This is a genomic window from uncultured Thermomonas sp., assembly GCF_937872235.1.
Lineage (GTDB): Bacteria > Pseudomonadota > Gammaproteobacteria > Xanthomonadales > Xanthomonadaceae > Thermomonas > Thermomonas beijingensis.
In genome coordinates, this window is record NZ_CALMPC010000108.1 from 51,114 (window position 1) to 67,324 (window position 16,211).

Consider the following 16,211-nt stretch of genomic DNA (forward strand, 5'->3'; position numbering starts at 1 on the left):
CAGTGGATTTGCCGTGACCCCGATCCTCAATTCGCATGCCGTGCACGACCCGCAAACCCGCCAGACCATTGTGCGGTTGCTGTCCAGCATGGGCAGCGCCAAGGAAATTTCGCAGTACTTGAAGCGTTTCTCGCAATTGGATGCCGCGCGCTTTGCGGTGGTCAAGGTGGGCGGCGCAGTGTTGCGCGATGACCTTGATGCGCTGGTCTCATCGCTGGCGTTTTTGCAGGACGTGGGCCTGACGCCCATCGTCATCCATGGCGCCGGCCCGCAATTGGATGTGGAGCTGTCGGCGGCCGGTATCGAAAAGAACACCATCGATGGTTTGCGCGTGACCTCGCCGGAAGCGTTGGCCATCGTGCGCCGCGTGTTCCATGCGCAGAACTTGAAGTTGGTCGAAGCCCTACAAGCGGCCGATGCCCGCGCGACCAGCATTGTCAGCGGCGTGTTTGAAGCCGACTACCTGGACCGCGAGCGCCTGGGGTTGGTGGGCCAGGTCAAGCGCGTGGATTTGGCGCCTATCCAGGCCAGCCTGCAATCGGGTTCGATCCCGGTGATCGCCTCATTGGGTGAGACCGTGGGCGGGCAGATTCTCAACGTCAATGCCGATTTTGCCGCCAACGAATTGGTACAGGTTTTGCAGCCGTACAAGATCGTGTTCCTGACCGGTACCGGCGGGCTGCTGGATGCACAAGGGCGCATCATTGATTCGATCAATCTGTCCACCGAATACGACCACCTGATGCAGCAGCCGTGGATTGAAGGCGGTATGCGGGTGAAGATCGAACAAATCAAGGGCTTGCTGGAAGGCCTGCCGTTGGCCTCCTCGGTGTCGATCACCAAGCCATCGGAATTGGCCAAGGAATTGTTCACCCACAAAGGCTCGGGCACGCTGGTGCGGCGCGGTGAACGTGTTCTGCAGGGCGCATCGTGGGCGGATTTCGACTTGCCACGTCTGCGTGGATTGATTGACTCGGCGTTTGGCCGGAAATTGCTGCCGGACTATTTCGAATGCACGCAGTTGCACCGTGCCTACGTCAGTGAAAATTACCGTGCCGCGGTCATTTTGACCCAGGAGGATGCCGGCATTTATCTGGATAAATTTGCGGTGCTGGACGATGCACAAGGTGAAGGCCTAGGACGTGCGGTGTGGTTGGTGATGCGCGAGCAAAACCCGATGTTGTTCTGGCGTTCGCGCCACGGCAATGCAGTCAATCCGTTCTATTACGCGGAATCCGATGGCTGCATCAAACAGGACAAATGGAAGGTGTATTGGTATGGCCGCGTCGGGTTTGACCGGATCGAACGCTATGTGCAGCTATGCGCAAAACGCCCGGCCACCTTGGAAGAACCCGTATGAGCGCGTTGCAAGTTGGCCTGGTCGGTGCGCGCGGCCATACCGGCGCGGAATTGATTCGCTTGATTGCCGCACACCCGCGCTTGGAACTGGCGTTTGTCACCTCGCGCGAATGGGACGGTCAGCGCTTGGCGGACCACAACGTTGCCTACTCGGGGCAATTGCGCTACTGCAATCCAGCGCACGAAGACTTGCCAACCCTCGGCGCCGATGTGGTGCTCCTGGCGCTGCCCAATGGCAAGGCCTCCGCCATCGTGCAGGCATTCGACGCGGCGGGCGTGGACCCGATCCTCATTGATCTGTCGGCCGACTACCGTTTCGACCCCGGCTGGTATTACGGTCTGCCGGAGTTGACCCGCCATCACTACGCAGGCCAGCGCCGGATCAGCAATCCGGGCTGCTATGCCACCGCGATGCAGTTGGCTATCGCACCGATGCGCACTGTGCTGGATGGCCCGGTGCAGTGTTTTGGCGTGTCCGGCTATTCCGGTGCCGGCACCACGCCCAGCGACAAGAACAATGTGGAATTGCTGCGCGACAACCTGATGCCGTATGCACTCACCGAGCATGTCCACGAGCGCGAAGTATCCCGGCAGTTGGGGCATGCGGTGGAGTTCATGCCGCATGTGGCACCGCATTTTCGCGGCATCACGTTGACTGCGAATTTGCATCTGTCGATCGCGTTTGATTTGGATGAAGTGCTGGCGCGCTATCGCAATCGCTATGCGGGCGAGCCCTTGGTGCATGTGCAAGAGGCAGCGCCGTGGGTCAGCCGGATTGCAGGCCGTCACCATGTCGAAATTGGCGGCTTTACCTTGAGTGGCGATGGCCGGCGTTTGGTGGTGGTGGCCACCGAAGACAATTTGTTGAAAGGCGCGGCCACGCAAGCGGTGCAGAACATCAATCTTGCGTGCGGGTTGGATGAGATGACAGGAATCCCTTTGGAGCACGCCGCATGACAACCCTGCTTTGGCAAAAACCCGGTGTGGCGGTGGACGCACAAATCCAGCGTTTTCTTGCGGGCGACGATGTGATCCTGGATCGCGAATTCTTCCTGCACGACATCACTGCCAGCACCGCGCATGCCGAAGGCTTGCAGCACGTCGGCATCCTCAGCGCAGACGAGTTGGCGGCGCTCAAGCGTGAACTGGCGCAGCTCACCGAGGACTTCAGTACCGGTGCATTCGTGCTGGATGCACAGTACGAAGATTGCCATTCCGCCATCGAAGCGCGGCTCACCGAACGCTTGGGCGATGCCGGCCGCAAGATCCACACCGGGCGCAGCCGCAACGACCAGATTCTGGTGGCCACACGGCTGTGGCTGAAAGAAAAATTGGCGCGTGTTGCCGAATTGTCGCGTGATATCGCCAAGGTGGCATTGGACCGCGCATCTGCCGAAGCGATGTTGCCGATCCCCGGCTATACCCATATCCAGCGTGCGGTGGTGTCATCCGCTGGCATGTGGTGGGCGGGCTGGGCAGAGGCGTTCATCGATAACGCCATTCGCGCACACAGCACGTTTGCCTTGGTTGACTGCAACCCGCTGGGCACGGCGGCCGGCTACGGCGTCAACTTGACATTGGATCGCGAACACACCACGCAGGCGCTGGGTTTTGCGCGCATGCAGATCTCACCGGTCTACGCGCAACTTTCGCGTGGCAAATTCGAGCTGGCGGCCTTGGAAGCACTGGGTAGCGCGACTTTGGATTTGCGTCGCATCGCGTGGGATCTGTCGCTGTTCACCAGTGGCGAATATGCCTTCGTGGCGTTGCCGGCGCAGTACACCACCGGCAGCTCGATCATGCCCAACAAGCGCAATCCCGACGTGATCGAATTGATGCGCGCCACCCATGCCAGCGTGGCGGCGGCGCGGACCGAAATCGAACAATTGTTGTCGCTGCCATCGGGCTATCACCGCGACCTGCAAAACAGCAAGCCCGCCATCGTGCACGGCTTTGCGCGGGGCTTGGCGGCATTGGAATTGTTGCCGGCGTTATTGGCCAATCTGGAATGGCGCCCGGACAAGCTGCGTGCCGCGATGGATTCGGGCATGTACGCCACCGACGTGGCGGTGGAAGCCGCCATTGCCGGTGTGCCGTTTCGCGAAGCCTACCAAGCCGCGGCGGCCGCGGCCGACAGCGCGGGCTTGGGGCGCACGCCGGAGGGTTCCCTGCAAGTGCGCACCTCTCCCGGTGCGGCGGCCGATCTGCGGTTGGATACCTTGCACATGCGCTGGGAGGCGCTGGCCTGAATCATGAGCACCTTTGCATCGCAGCCTCTTCCCGCATGGAAACGTGCGGTGCTGAAGGTGGGCAGCAGCCTGCTTGCTGCCGATGGCGGTGGCTTGAGCCCGCGCTTTGCGTTGGGCTTGGCGCAGTTTGTGTTGACCAGCCGGCAAGCCGGACGCGAAGTGGTGATTGTGTCGTCCGGCGCAGTCGCCGCCGGGCGTGCGCTGCTGGCCAATGGCAAGGATGCAGCGGCCACGATTGCGGCGAAACAAGCCTTGGCGGCACTCGGGCAGGCGCAGTTGATTGCACTGTGGCAACGCTTCTTCGAGGCACCGGTGGCGCAAGTGTTGTTGACCCACGATGACCTGCGCAACCGCCGCCGTTATCTCAATGCCCGCAGCGCGTTGCTGGAGTTGCTGCGGCTGGGGGCAGTGCCGGTAGTGAATGAAAACGACACGGTGGCGGTGGATGAATTGAAGTTGGGCGACAACGATAACCTTGCGGCGGCGGTGGCCTCACTGGTGGATGCCGATGTGTTGTTGATCGCCACCGATATCGGCGGTTTGTACAGCGCGCATCCGCAACACCACCCCGACGCCGTCCCGCTCACTTACATTCGCACCATCACGCCAGACGTGTTGGCGATGGCGGGCGCGGCGGGCGCATTGGGCACCGGCGGCATGCGCACCAAAGTGGAGGCTGCCGACAAGGCGGCGATGGCCGGTATCGCCACCGCACTGTTTTGTGGCCGCGATGCCGCTACCGTGGCCGCCCTGGCGCAGGGCGTATTGCACGGCAGCTTGTTCGCGGCGCAAGGCAACCGTTTGTCATCGCGCAAACAATGGCTGCGGCATGCGCCGGTATCCGGCACATTGACCGTGGATGCCGGTGCGCAGGCGGCACTGCTGCGTGGCGCGTCATTGTTGCCCGGTGGTGTGCGCCGCGTGGCGGGTGATTTCCGCCGCGGCGATGTGGTTCTGGTGTGCAACGAGGCGGGGGATGCATTGGCCCACGGGTTGGCGCAATACAACGCGCAAGACAGTGCGCGCATCACCGGCCAACACAGCCGCGACATCGAGCGTGTGCTGGGGTTCCGCTATGACGAGGCGATGATCCATCGCGATGATCTGGTTTTGCTGCAACAGGACGCAACCGCATGAGTGGATATGTGCGCAATCTGGCCGTGGCCGCGCGGCAGGCGCAGAGTGTGATCGCCGCTTGTAGTGGCGCGCAGCGCCGCGCCTTGCTGGAAGACATGGCCGCGCAGTTGCTGGAAGGGCACGTCAGCATCCTCAGCGCCAATGCGTTGGACATGCAGGCAGCCCGCGAAGGGGGTGCCAGCAACGCAACCTTGGACCGGCTGCTGTTGGATGCGGTGCGCGTGCAGGGTATGGCGACCGCCCTGCGTGAAGTGGCGGCGCAGCCTGATCCATTCGGCCAAATCACACGCAGTGACACCCGCCCCAATGGCGTGCAAGTACAACGCCAGCGCATCCCGCTGGGCCTGATTGCGATGATTTTTGAAGCGCGCCCCAATGTGACGGCCGAAGCCGCAGCGCTATGCCTGAAAGCTGGCAATGCGGTGCTGTTGCGCGGTGGGTCGGAAGCCGCGCACAGCAATGCCGCAATTGCCACCTGCCTGCATGCGGCGCTGCGCAATGCGGGATTGCCCACGGCGGCGGTCTCGCTGATTACCGATACCGCGCGCGAACATGTCCTGGAGTTGTTGCAGCTCACCGACCTGGTTGACCTGGCCATTCCACGCGGCGGCGAAAGCCTGATCCGCTTCGTGGCCGAACATGCCCGCGTGCCAGTGATCAAGCACTACCAGGGCGTCTGCCATTTGTACGTGGATCGCGCTGCCAATAGCGACAACGCACTGGCCTTGCTGCTGGATGGCAAGACCTCGCGCCCGGGGGTGTGCAATGCGCTGGAAACCTTGTTGGTGCATCGCGATATTGCCGATGCTTTCTTGCCGGCTGCATTGGCCGCACTCAAGCAGCGTGGCGTGCAAGTGCGTGGCGATGCAGTCACGCAAGCCTTCGATGCCAGTGTGGTGGCGGCCAGCGACGCCGATTACGCCGCCGAGTTTCTGGATCTCATCATTGCGGTGCGGGTCGTGGATAGCCTGGATGCGGCCATCGCGCATATCCAGCAATACACCTCCGACCACACCGAAGTCATCGTCACCGACGATGCCGCCGCTGCGGATGCCTTCGTGCGCGCCATTCGCAGCTCGGCTGTGATGGTCAATGCCAGCTCGCGCTTCAATGACGGCGGGCAGCTGGGCTTGGGTGCGGAAATCGGCATTTCCACCACGCGCCTGCACGCCTACGGGCCGATGGGCGTGGAGTCTCTGACCATTGAGCGTTTTGTAGTGCATGGCAGCGGCCAGGTACGGCATCCGAACTTGCTGTCCAGCCCGATTCAGTAGTCAGGACAATCGAAAGGATCGTGCCTTTTGTTGCCAACCAGATCATCCTAGTTGGGCTGCAATGAGCCCTGTTGGCCGGATTCATCCTGTAACAACGTATAGATCAGACGAACGGGTCTGAAAGTTGTGTACGGGGAGCGTGTACTGACCACGATTGAGGTGGCTTGGTGCAGGCATCTGCAGTGCCAACGGCATTTTTACCCTATCCGGACAGATGAGCATACGCAATTGGTGCTATGCCTTATCGCGAATAGGATAGGCCGATGCCGGAATTTTAGACTCCATCACATTCGCAGGTTGCGCCTGCATCGTCTGTTGGGAGTTTATCGCATGGTACGCGCAGCGAATTCTGCTTCGAGCCTCATTCTCACCGTGTTGAGCTTGGCACTTGCCAGTCCCATCGTGCACGCTGGGTGTGCGCCGGATGCGGGGGCACGGAATATTGAAATCAGTACGCGGCAGCAAGGCCCTGCTGCCTCGCCACTTGCACTGCAGGATCCGCAAGTCTCGGCGGCGTCAGCAGTTTCGGATGTTGCTGAAAACGACACCAGGACTGCGCTACTTGCATTGGGCAAGCTGGAAGATGCGGATACCGCGTTGTCGATGGCGGCCGATGGTGCCGCACTCTATGATCGCGAGAAGGTCAAACTGGACGGTTACGCCTATTGCAGTCAAGCCGTGGAGTTGGCGGAAAAAGGCGAGTTCCGCGAAAGTGCCCAGGCCGCCAGCAAGGCTTTGCATGTGGCACTGCAAACCGGAAATAAAGATTTGCTGGGCAAGGCGTATCGCGATCTGGCCATCGCGTTCAGTTACGGCGGCCAGCTGGAGCGCGCCGAACAATTCGCCAATCTGGCGCTGAAGTACCCCGGCCAAGACCCCACCCAGGTCAATGGGCCGGCGCGCAAGATTCTAGGCGATGTGCGCACACGCCAAGCCAACTACGCCGAGGCAATCGCGTTGTACGAACAGGCACAGGGTGAAAGCTCTGATCGCTTCCGCCCGCTGGTCGATGCCTCACTTAGCAATGCCCTGATCTTGTCAGGAGATTTGGCGCGCGCGCGCAGTACCTTGGATGCCATCAAGGAGCCGGCCGATGCAAGGCAGCGTGCACAACTGCAGCGTACCCGCGGGCGTCTGCTGCTAGCCGAGCAGAAACCGGCCGAAGCCTTGGCGTTGTACCAGCAATTGGCCAATGCGCCGGCCGATGGCGATGAAGATTTCTATCGTGCATGGGCATTGGATGGCATGTCCAAGAGCCAGGCTGCCTTGGGGCAGGATACCGATGCCGCACAATCCCTGGATCAGGCGATTGGCGTATTCGACAAGGCGCGCTCGCAGTTCCGCAGTGATGAGTTCAAGATGGGCTTGTTCTCTGATTTGCAGGCAGTATTCGAGCGTGCGATCTCGCTGCACAGCAAGTTGGGGCAGGCCGATCAGGCGTTCGATATCAGTGAGCGCAGCCGTTCGCGTGCGCTGCTGGATGCGGTGGCGGGGCGTGCCGATCTCGACCGTGGTGAGGCAACCGCACTCGATGCCCAGACCTTGCAGGCGATGCTCAAGCCTGACGAAGTGGTGGTGGCCTATCACACCTTGCCGGATCGCTTGGTGGCATGGGTGTTGTCCAAGGACGGCGTACGCGAGGTGAAGTTTCCGGTGACCTTGCCACGCAAGGATTTGGTGCGCTTGGTCGACGCCTATCGGGATGCGCTGATTCGTTTGAGCCCCAGCGCGCAAACGGTCAGCGACAAGATCGGCCAGCTGTTGCTGGCACCCTTGGGTGTGCCAGCGGGCAAGCGCATCATCATCGTGCCGCATGGGCCGCTGCATTACTTGCCATTCCAAGCCCTGCGCTTGGATGGCAAGTACCTGATCCAACGCAATCCGATGTCGATTGCGCCCTCGATCAGCGTGGCGGCGCGCTTGGCGCAGCGCACCCCTACCACCAGCGCGCAATTGCTGGCATTCGGCAATCCGGCGGTTAACCCGGAGGTGGCCAACCCACTGCCCGGTGCAGAAAAAGAAGTGCACGAGTTGGCAAAGGAATTTCCGGGTGCCAAGTTGTTCTTCCGCGAGCAGGCCAGCAAAGATAATTTCGAAGCCAATGCACCGAACGCCAAGTTGGTGCACATCGCTGCCCATGCCATGGCGGACACCTTGGATCCCTTGCATTCCAAAGTGTTGCTGGCCGATGAAAATGGCCAAGCCAACTACTTGGAAGCAAAAGATGTGTTGGGCATGAAATTGAACAACGTGGCGATGGTGGCACTGTCTGCCTGCGAATCCGGATTGGGGCGCGTTGAAAATGGCGACGAAGTGCTGGGCTTCACCCGCTCGTTCTTGTCAGCCGGGACATCAACCTTGTTGGTGTCGTTGTGGCCGGTGTCCGATGCTGCCACCGAAGAATTGATGACCACCCTCTATACCGACCTTGCCAAAGGCTTGGAGGTGCAAGACGCCATGCAGCAGGCGCAGCTTGCAGTGATGGCCAACCCGGAAACCACGCACCCCTACTACTGGGCACCGTTCAATTTGATCGGCAACTGGCGCTTGCAGGTGGTCAAGTGAAGCGGTTCGGGCAGGGGCACAGGACGAACACCATGGATACCCAGAACATGCACAGGAATCTGCTGACTGCAGCGCTGTTGTTGGCTTGTATGCCGTTGGCGCAGGCTGCAGAAGGAAGCGAGGCGGGACCGCAACAAACCGCTGTCTCCACGCCGCAGCAAGCACAAGCACTGGCAGAGCCGCAAATGGCTGCGCAGACACAGGCTAGCTTCGTCCTGCAAGGGGTGGAGTTTGCCGGCGCTACCGGCGTTCCCGAAAGCGAACTGCAAGCAGCAGCGGCAGGCATGATTGGCCAGAATGTAACCTTCCAGGATCTGGAAAGAATTGCGGCCAAAGCCACCGATGTCTATCGCAAGCACGGCTTGGCGCTGGTGCAAGTATTCGTGCCGGTGCAGGAGGTCAAGGACGGGCGCGTCAAGCTGCAAGTGGTGGAAGGCCAGCTGGGCGATGTGAATATTGAACTTGCCCCCGGAACGCCACTGCATAAAGAGCGCGTTGCCAAGACCTTGGCCATCCTGGAACCTGGCAAGCCGCTCAATAGCCGCAATTACGAGCGCGCCATGTTGTTGCTGTCGGATCTGCCAGGGATCAAACCGCAGTCAGCCATCTCGGCAGGCACCACCTCGGGAGCCACCGATTTGAAGGTCGTGGTGAGTGAGCGTGACCGGCTCAAGTTTGGTCTTGAACTGGATGATTACGGCACCCGCGATTCCGGTCGCTACCGCTTGACCGGCAGCATGCGTTGGGCCAGCCCGTTCGAGCGCGGCGATAATCTCGATCTGCGCATCATGGCCGCGCAAGGCATGCACACCGCATTCGGGCGCATTTCCTACGAATCGCCAGTGGGTTACTCCGGCTTGCGCATTGGTGGCGGTTTGGCGCGCGTGCAATACGAATTGGGTGGGCCATTTGCGCCGCTCAAGCCCACCGGCGTGGGTAATGTGGCAGACCTTTCTTTCAGCTATCCGATCATTCGCCAGCGCAGTACCAACCTGTTTTTGCGTGGAGTGCTGGATAGCAAGTCACTGACCGATCGGTTTGAGGCCGTCGGGTATGAAACCCGCAAACGCATCAACGGCGGCGGCCTTGGCATTTCGCTGGAAAATCGCGATCGGCTTGGCGGCGGCGGCTATACCAGTCTGAACGCAATGGCCTATCACGGCACTCTGAACTTGCGCGATGCCATGAGCCAAGCCTTCGACAAGCCTCCGTTCGGTTATGACACCGAGGGTGGCTTCAGCAAGTTCACATTGCAATTTGCGCGGCTGCAATATCTCGCACCCAAGTTCAGTTTGTTCGTGGGTGGCGGCATGCAGCGCGCCAGCAAGAATCTGGATACCTACGAAAAGCTGTCCTTGAGCGGGCCCAAGGCGGTACGCGCATATGCCACGGGTGAGGTGCTGGTCGACGATGGTTGGCTGGGGACGGTAGAGCTGCGTTTTGCGCTGAAGCCAGAATCGACCTTGTTCGCATTTTATGACGCCGCACATGGCGATCAATTCCATACGCCACGGCCACTCGATGGTGATGTTTCACGCAGTCTGCGCGGCTATGGCCTGGGCTTCAATTGGAGTAAGCCCGACAAGGTCACGATCAATTTGAGTATCGCCTGGCGCGAAACCGGGCCGGGCCTGACCGATGGCGGGGATCGTAATCCTCGCGTGTTTTGGTCGATCCAAAAAGCATTTTGAGGAGAACTGGCAATGCGCATGAACAAGACACATCGCGAACAATTGCAGAGTCTGCGGCGTCGGAAGTTGGCCGCGGCGCTGGTGGCTGCAATGGCGATGCCAGTACTACCCGCCATGGCACAGAGCCTGCCTGAAAATGGCAACGTCGTTTCTGGTGCTGCAACAATCAACAACAGCGATATCGTCATGACGGTGACCCAGACCACCAAGGGCGCAATCATCAACTGGGATTCATTCAGTATCGCCTACGGCTTCACGGTCAATTTTGACCAGCAGTTCGGTGCCAACAGCGTGACATTGAATCGCGTTGTTGGTGGCGGCTACGGTATCTCCCAGTCGTTCATCGATGGCACGTTGTCCTCAAACGGCAATGTGTTCCTGATCAATCCGTCAGGCATTACCTTCGGTAGTGGTTCGGTGGTCAACGTCGGTGGGCTGGTGGCATCCACCATGGACATCAGCGATGCCAATTTCCTCACTGGCGTGGACAGCGGGCACTATCAGTTTGAGCCGATGACCAATGTGGGCGATCAATCTGTCATGGTTGATTACGGTGCTCAGATCAACACTTCAGCTAAGGGAACCGTGGCGCTGTTGGGGCGACAGATACTCAATCAAGGCGATATCACCACTCCCGGTGGCAGTGTGCTATTTGGCTCGGCAGAAAGCGTGACCTTGGATTTTCAAGGCGACGGTCTGACGATGCTGACCATCACTGGCCCAGGAATTGCGAAACCGGGATCATTTGGATGCCCATCTTTGCCTTGCCCCGGGCCAGTGCTTCCGATGGTGGCCAATACCGGGAATATCACTGCCGATGGTGGGCAGATCCAGATGCGTACGGCGATGACTGCGAGTGCGACCGGTGGCCTCATCATTGCCGGAGGCACATTGCGTGCACGCGGTGTTAGCACTCGAGGTGGCCGGGTGGAGCTGACGACCGATGGCGATGTAATGGTTGGGTCACCTGGAATTCTGACCGACGCCAGCACCGATTTCATCCCCGGCAGCATTGATGTCTCGGGTGGTGCCTACGCGGGTGGTGCGGTGGTGATTCGTGGTGACACAGTCACCCTTCACAACGATGCAGACACCGTCAATGGGTATCCTGCCAGCTATGGCAGCCACATTGATGCCAGCGGCGCTGCTGGTGGCGGGCAAATCCAGATCGAAGCGTCTGGCGCCGTCAATTTCGATTCCCTGTCTTGGTTGAACGCCAATAGCGTGACCGGGACCGCAGGCAGCATACAAATCAATGCCGGAAACGGTATTGCCAGTTACGCGGAAATAAGTGCCAGTGCGAAAGCCGGCAACGGAGGCAGCATTCTGCTGGATGCTGGGGCTGGTGCGCTATTGCTTGGTGTCGATGTGCTGGCATCGGGCGGCACCAATGGCGGGCAGATCACGGGCAGCGGTTTCGATGTGATGCTGCCGCAGGGTCGCATGATCAATGCACAAGGAAACAGTGGAGCGGGAGGCTCGATTTCGCTTTCAGCATCCAATTATCTTGCTGCCTTTGGCAGCTTGATCGCGCGAGGTGGAACGACGGGCGGGGCGATCCTGACCTCCAGTGACAGTCTATTTGATTTGCGTGGTTTGCAGGTCGATGCGGGGTCTTCCGGCAGCGCAGGGCGTTGGACGTTGGATGCGCCTGATCTGACCGTGATCAATGGCAGTGCCGTGGGCAATCAAGACGCACCACAGTACGGCACCACGGTGCAGGATGCCGAAATCAATTACGCGTTCTATAACGGAACCAGCGTAGTACTGAACTCGAATGCGGATGTGCAGTTCGATGATGCGCAGATCTATTCGGACAACGCCGCACGCCTGTCGTTCGATGTGAATGCAGCCGGCAGCATTTTTGGTAACGCGTTCTCCATCGCGGCTTCGAATGGTCCGTTGGATATGGTGTTCAACGCCAACTCGGCGGGTGGTTCACCATACTCGGGCGGCATTGATTTTGGCAGCGCAAGCTTGCTCAGCATGGGCGGCAATATCTCGATGTATGGCCAGTCGGATCCACTGAATGGCTATGCCAGTAGTGCCGTTTCTGGAATTTCCCTGTCAGGAATGACGATCACCACTGATGGCGGTAATGTATTGCTGCGTGGTACCAGCACAGGCTCCGGTGCTGGTGTCTCGATGGGTGAAAGCTCAATCGATGCGGGGAGTGGGGGGGTCGCCATTTATGGCACCGGATCGGGAGCAGCCAGTGGGGTCAGTCTCAACGGAGGCAGCATCACGGCAGGTGCCGACGGTGTGCTCATCCATGGGCAGAGTACTGATGCCGATGGTTTGTTTGCGTCATTTACTACGCTGACGATCAGCGGTGGTGACATCGATCTGTCAGGTATTGGTGCCGCACATGGGGTGTATTTTGCAGGTGACCTGTACAGCAATGGTGGCAACATCCGTGTGCATGGCGAAGGTGGTAGCGCGGATGGCACAACCATTACGGGTGGCATTGATAGCGCCGGTGGCTTGATTGATGTGTTCGGTTCAAGCACTGCAGCCACGGGCTTGGTGTTGGGTGGTGTTGGTTACTACGCAGTCAGCAGTGCTGGTGGCGATATTGTGTTGTACGGTGAAGGTGCGACAGGTGGTGTTGTGCTGCACCCTGGAACACTTGGCAACGCTATCGATAGTAGTGGTGGCGCGCTCAGTATCACTGGTCATGCCAGTGCAGCGGGTGCGATCGGTGTCTATGCCGACGGCGTGGATCTGACGTCGGGTGCTGGTGCGTTGACGGTGATAGGCGATGCGGCGCAGGGCGTGGGTATTCAGTTCGCCAATGGCGCAGGTGTCACCACCACGACGGGTGCCATTGGCTTGTACGGCACCGGTGCCACATTCGGTTTGGATGTGGGCAATGGGGCAATCACGACTAACAGCGGCAATATCACGCTGGACGGCACCGCGACTGCGGCCAATGCCACCGCCGGTGTGCGGGTTACGGGCACGGGCCTGGCGACCAATGGCGGCACAATTGTGGTGACCGGCAACAGTGCAGGTGGCGTGGGTGTGCAGTTGGGTGATGGCAGCAATCCGTTTGCAGTCGGCAGCAGTGGTGGCGCGATCACCATTCATGGCGTGGGCGTCGATGCTGGCGTGCTGATGCAAAATAATCAGGTAACCAGTGGCGGCGGCGCGGTGGCGATTACCGGCAGCGGTGCGGCACTGGGTGTCTCGCTGACCAATGGCGGCGTGGATAGCGCCGGTGGCAATGTCGATGTGAACGGCGACGCTTCAGCGGCAGGTGGGGTGGGTGTGGTGTTGTCTGCCGCACCGCTGAGTAGTGGTGCGGGGCACGTTATCGTGCATGGCGATGCGGCGCAGGGCGTGGGTATTCAGTTCGCCAATGGCGCAGGTGTCACCACCACGACGGGTGCCATTGGCTTGTACGGCACCGGTGCCACATTCGGTTTGGATGTGGGCAATGGGGCAATCACGACTAACAGCGGCAATATCACGCTGGACGGCACCGCGACTGCGGCCAATGCCACCGCCGGTGTGCGGGTTACGGGCACGGGCCTGGCGACCAATGGCGGCACAATTGTGGTGACCGGCAACAGTGCAGGTGGCGTGGGTGTGCAGTTGGGTGATGGCAGCAATCCGTTTGCAGTCGGCAGCAGTGGTGGCGCGATCACCATTCATGGCGTGGGCGTCGATGCTGGCGTGCTGATGCAAAATAATCAGGTAACCAGTGGCGGCGGCGCGGTGGCGATTACCGGCAGCGGTGCGGCACTGGGTGTCTCGCTGACCAATGGCGGCGTGGATAGCGCCGGTGGCAATGTCGATGTGAACGGCGACGCTTCAGCGGCAGGTGGGGTGGGTGTCAATCTTGACGCGACCCTCAGCACAGTGGCAGGCCAGGTAAATGTGCAAGGCATCGCAGCATCCGGGCGCGGCATTCAACTGGGTGCAGCTTCTGGCATCAACACGACGACTGGCAGCATTACGCTGGCGGGGGTTGGGGCTAGCAGTGGTCTGAGCATCGGTGGTGGCACCATCGCAACCAATAGCGGGCATGTGGATCTGCGTGGTCGTAGCACCGCGCCAAGCTCGGATGGGCTGGCGATTGCCAATGGGGTCAGCATTTCCAGTAATGGCGGTGGAATTGAATTGAGCGGTGAAGGCACTGCGGCTGGCCTGCGGTTGGGGGCCGGTGCTGTGGTGGATGCAGGCAACAGCCTGATCGTCATTCGTGCGGCGAACGGCGGGAGTGGCGATGCCCTCGTATTGGATGGCAGCCTTCACAGCAGTGTTGGCGTCAACCTGCGCCCAGGTGGCGTGGATGCGAACGGCGGTGTTTACGATCGCATCACTGACCAGATTTTGCTCGGGCATGGCGATGGTTTTGCCATCAGCAATGATGAGCTGGGCCGAATCAGTGCACCCGAGGTGGTGATTGGCAGCAGCCAGCATGCGGGTGCAATTCATGTGCAGGAAGCGATCACCCGTAATGGCAATTTGACCTTGCAGAACAGTGGTGGTGGCGGAATTGATTTGCAGGCGGGTGTGAATGTCGGCAATTACACACTGGCCTTGGCCAGTGGTGGCGATATCACGCAAACCGCAAGTGCTGCGATCCTTGCGCATAGTTTGCTGGCGAACGCGAGTGGCAACGTGCAATTGGGCCTCGCACAAAATGATGTGGCCAGCACCACGTTGGCCGGGTCTGCCGGTGGCAACTTCCAGTTCCAGGATGCCAACGACCTTGCAATTGGTAGCGTCTCCGCGCTGGGCTTCAATGCCAGCTCGGGTCAGTTGTCCAGCATGGGGTCGACAGGTGTCACTGCGGGTGGCGATGCACTGATTCGCAATTTGGCCGGTGACATGACCCTCAATGCCGGTGTGACCGCTACCAACATCGATTTGGTCACCGCGGGGCGCTTGCAGAACGTCTCGGGTGCGGCGCTGACGGCATCCGGCGATTGGCACGTATGGGCCAGTACTTGGACGGGTGAAGCTCGCGGCGGTCTTGCCGGGGATGGCAATTTGCCGAACCTGTACGGATGTGCCTATTTGGGTGCTTGCGGCGTAACAGTGACGGGTGGCGACAATCACTTCATCTATGTGCAGCAACCGATTGCCACCATCACCTTTGACAACGCCACGCGTGAATACGGCTTGGAGAACCCCCTGTTCAGCTATACCGTGACGGGTGCCATTTTGGGTGATACGGCAGCCAATGTTGCCAGCGGATCGGCGTCAACCAGTGCCACTATCGCGAGTGATGTTGGCAATTATGCGATTACAGGCAACTTTACCTCTGCGGCTGGCTATAAATTCCAGCTGATGCCTGGCACCTTGAGCATTACCCAAGCGACGTTGGTGTTCACGGCAGATCCCTTCGTGCGGTATTTGGGCGGCGCAAATCCTGATTTCACTGGTACCGTGGCCGGCTTCCGCAATGGCGATACCCAGCAGAGCGTATTTGGCAGCGGCAATATCTGGTCGTCCCCGGCCGGGCCGCTGTCACCGGTTGGGTTCTACCCGATCGTCGGTGGCACGATTGCCAAGAACTACAAATTTGTCCAAGCGCCAGGCAATGCCGCGGCATTCCAGATCATACCGCTGCCACAGCTTTCTTCCACGCCGGTGGATTTCATTCGCGAAACGGTCGACACCTATGTGTATGACCGCAATTTCGGTGCGGCCCCGGTGTGTGCGGTGAACGCAACATTGGATGATCAAGTCTTGGCCTCTACAGGGGATGCCTTGGCCAATGAATGGTCCAAAGTGCGCTCGCGCCCGAATCTCACTAATTGCTTCGATAGTGAGAAGCGCAGTAGCTGCGGTGACTTCTGAATCCAGCCGGCAACCCCCGATGACCTCGGGGGTTTGCGCTGGTATTGTTGATCTAAGTGTGGCTTGGACAATCAGGTCTAGGCCGAACGTGGTATCGAAATCCGGGGTTTCCTGGTGCAAAC

Annotated in this window: 8 protein-coding genes; all 8 read left to right on the forward strand. The window is 59.8% G+C overall.

Annotated features, from left to right (window positions below; translation table 11 throughout):
• The first annotated feature begins 40 nt into the window (after positions 1 to 40).
• The 8 genes from QWB57_RS09850 to QWB57_RS09885 all read left to right on the forward strand — a co-directional run bounded on the left by QWB57_RS09850 (position 41) and on the right by QWB57_RS09885 (position 16,089).
• Positions 41 to 1,360, forward strand: coding sequence for an acetylglutamate kinase (locus tag QWB57_RS09850; protein ID WP_288969373.1), 1,320 nt, complete (start codon positions 41 to 43; stop codon positions 1,358 to 1,360).
• On the forward strand, positions 1,357 to 2,316 hold the full coding sequence (gene argC / locus QWB57_RS09855; protein ID WP_288969351.1) for an N-acetyl-gamma-glutamyl-phosphate reductase: 960 nt from the start codon (positions 1,357 to 1,359) through the stop codon (positions 2,314 to 2,316). Before QWB57_RS09850 ends, argC begins: the two co-directional genes overlap by 4 nt.
• On the forward strand, positions 2,313 to 3,608 hold the full coding sequence (gene argH, locus QWB57_RS09860) for an argininosuccinate lyase (protein ID WP_223628208.1): 1,296 nt from the start codon (positions 2,313 to 2,315) through the stop codon (positions 3,606 to 3,608). The genes argC and argH overlap by 4 nt, the downstream gene beginning before the upstream one ends.
• Before the next feature lie 3 nt (positions 3,609 to 3,611).
• A complete protein-coding gene (gene proB, locus QWB57_RS09865; RefSeq protein WP_223628211.1) occupies positions 3,612 to 4,745 on the forward strand; it encodes a glutamate 5-kinase in 1,134 nt (377 codons plus the stop codon).
• Positions 4,742 to 6,019 (forward strand): glutamate-5-semialdehyde dehydrogenase, encoded by a 1,278-nt coding sequence (locus QWB57_RS09870; protein WP_223628213.1) that lies wholly within the window; start codon positions 4,742 to 4,744, stop codon positions 6,017 to 6,019. The genes proB and QWB57_RS09870 overlap by 4 nt, the downstream gene beginning before the upstream one ends.
• Positions 6,020 to 6,394: 375 nt before the next feature.
• Positions 6,395 to 8,584, forward strand: coding sequence for a CHAT domain-containing protein (locus QWB57_RS09875; protein WP_288969353.1), 2,190 nt, complete (start codon positions 6,395 to 6,397; stop codon positions 8,582 to 8,584).
• Between the two features lie 47 nt (positions 8,585 to 8,631).
• A complete protein-coding gene (locus QWB57_RS09880) occupies positions 8,632 to 10,275 on the forward strand; it encodes a ShlB/FhaC/HecB family hemolysin secretion/activation protein (RefSeq protein WP_288969355.1) in 1,644 nt (547 codons plus the stop codon).
• Between the two features lie 18 nt (positions 10,276 to 10,293).
• The gene (locus QWB57_RS09885; protein WP_288969356.1) at positions 10,294 to 16,089 is read left to right on the forward strand and encodes an MBG domain-containing protein; all 5,796 of its coding nucleotides are present in this window, start codon (positions 10,294 to 10,296) and stop codon (positions 16,087 to 16,089) included.
• The last annotated feature ends 122 nt before the right edge of the window (positions 16,090 to 16,211 follow it).

Coding starts and splice junctions, on each gene's coding strand:
- argC (WP_288969351.1), top strand. CDS start 1,357: ATGAGCGCGTTGCAAGTTGGCCTGGTCGGTGCGCGCGGCCATACCGGC.
- argH (WP_223628208.1), top strand. CDS start 2,313: ATGACAACCCTGCTTTGGCAAAAACCCGGTGTGGCGGTGGACGCACAA.
- proB (WP_223628211.1), top strand. CDS start 3,612: ATGAGCACCTTTGCATCGCAGCCTCTTCCCGCATGGAAACGTGCGGTG.
- QWB57_RS09870 (WP_223628213.1), top strand. CDS start 4,742: ATGAGTGGATATGTGCGCAATCTGGCCGTGGCCGCGCGGCAGGCGCAG.
- QWB57_RS09880 (WP_288969355.1), top strand. CDS start 8,632: ATGCACAGGAATCTGCTGACTGCAGCGCTGTTGTTGGCTTGTATGCCG.
- QWB57_RS09885 (WP_288969356.1), top strand. CDS start 10,294: ATGAACAAGACACATCGCGAACAATTGCAGAGTCTGCGGCGTCGGAAG.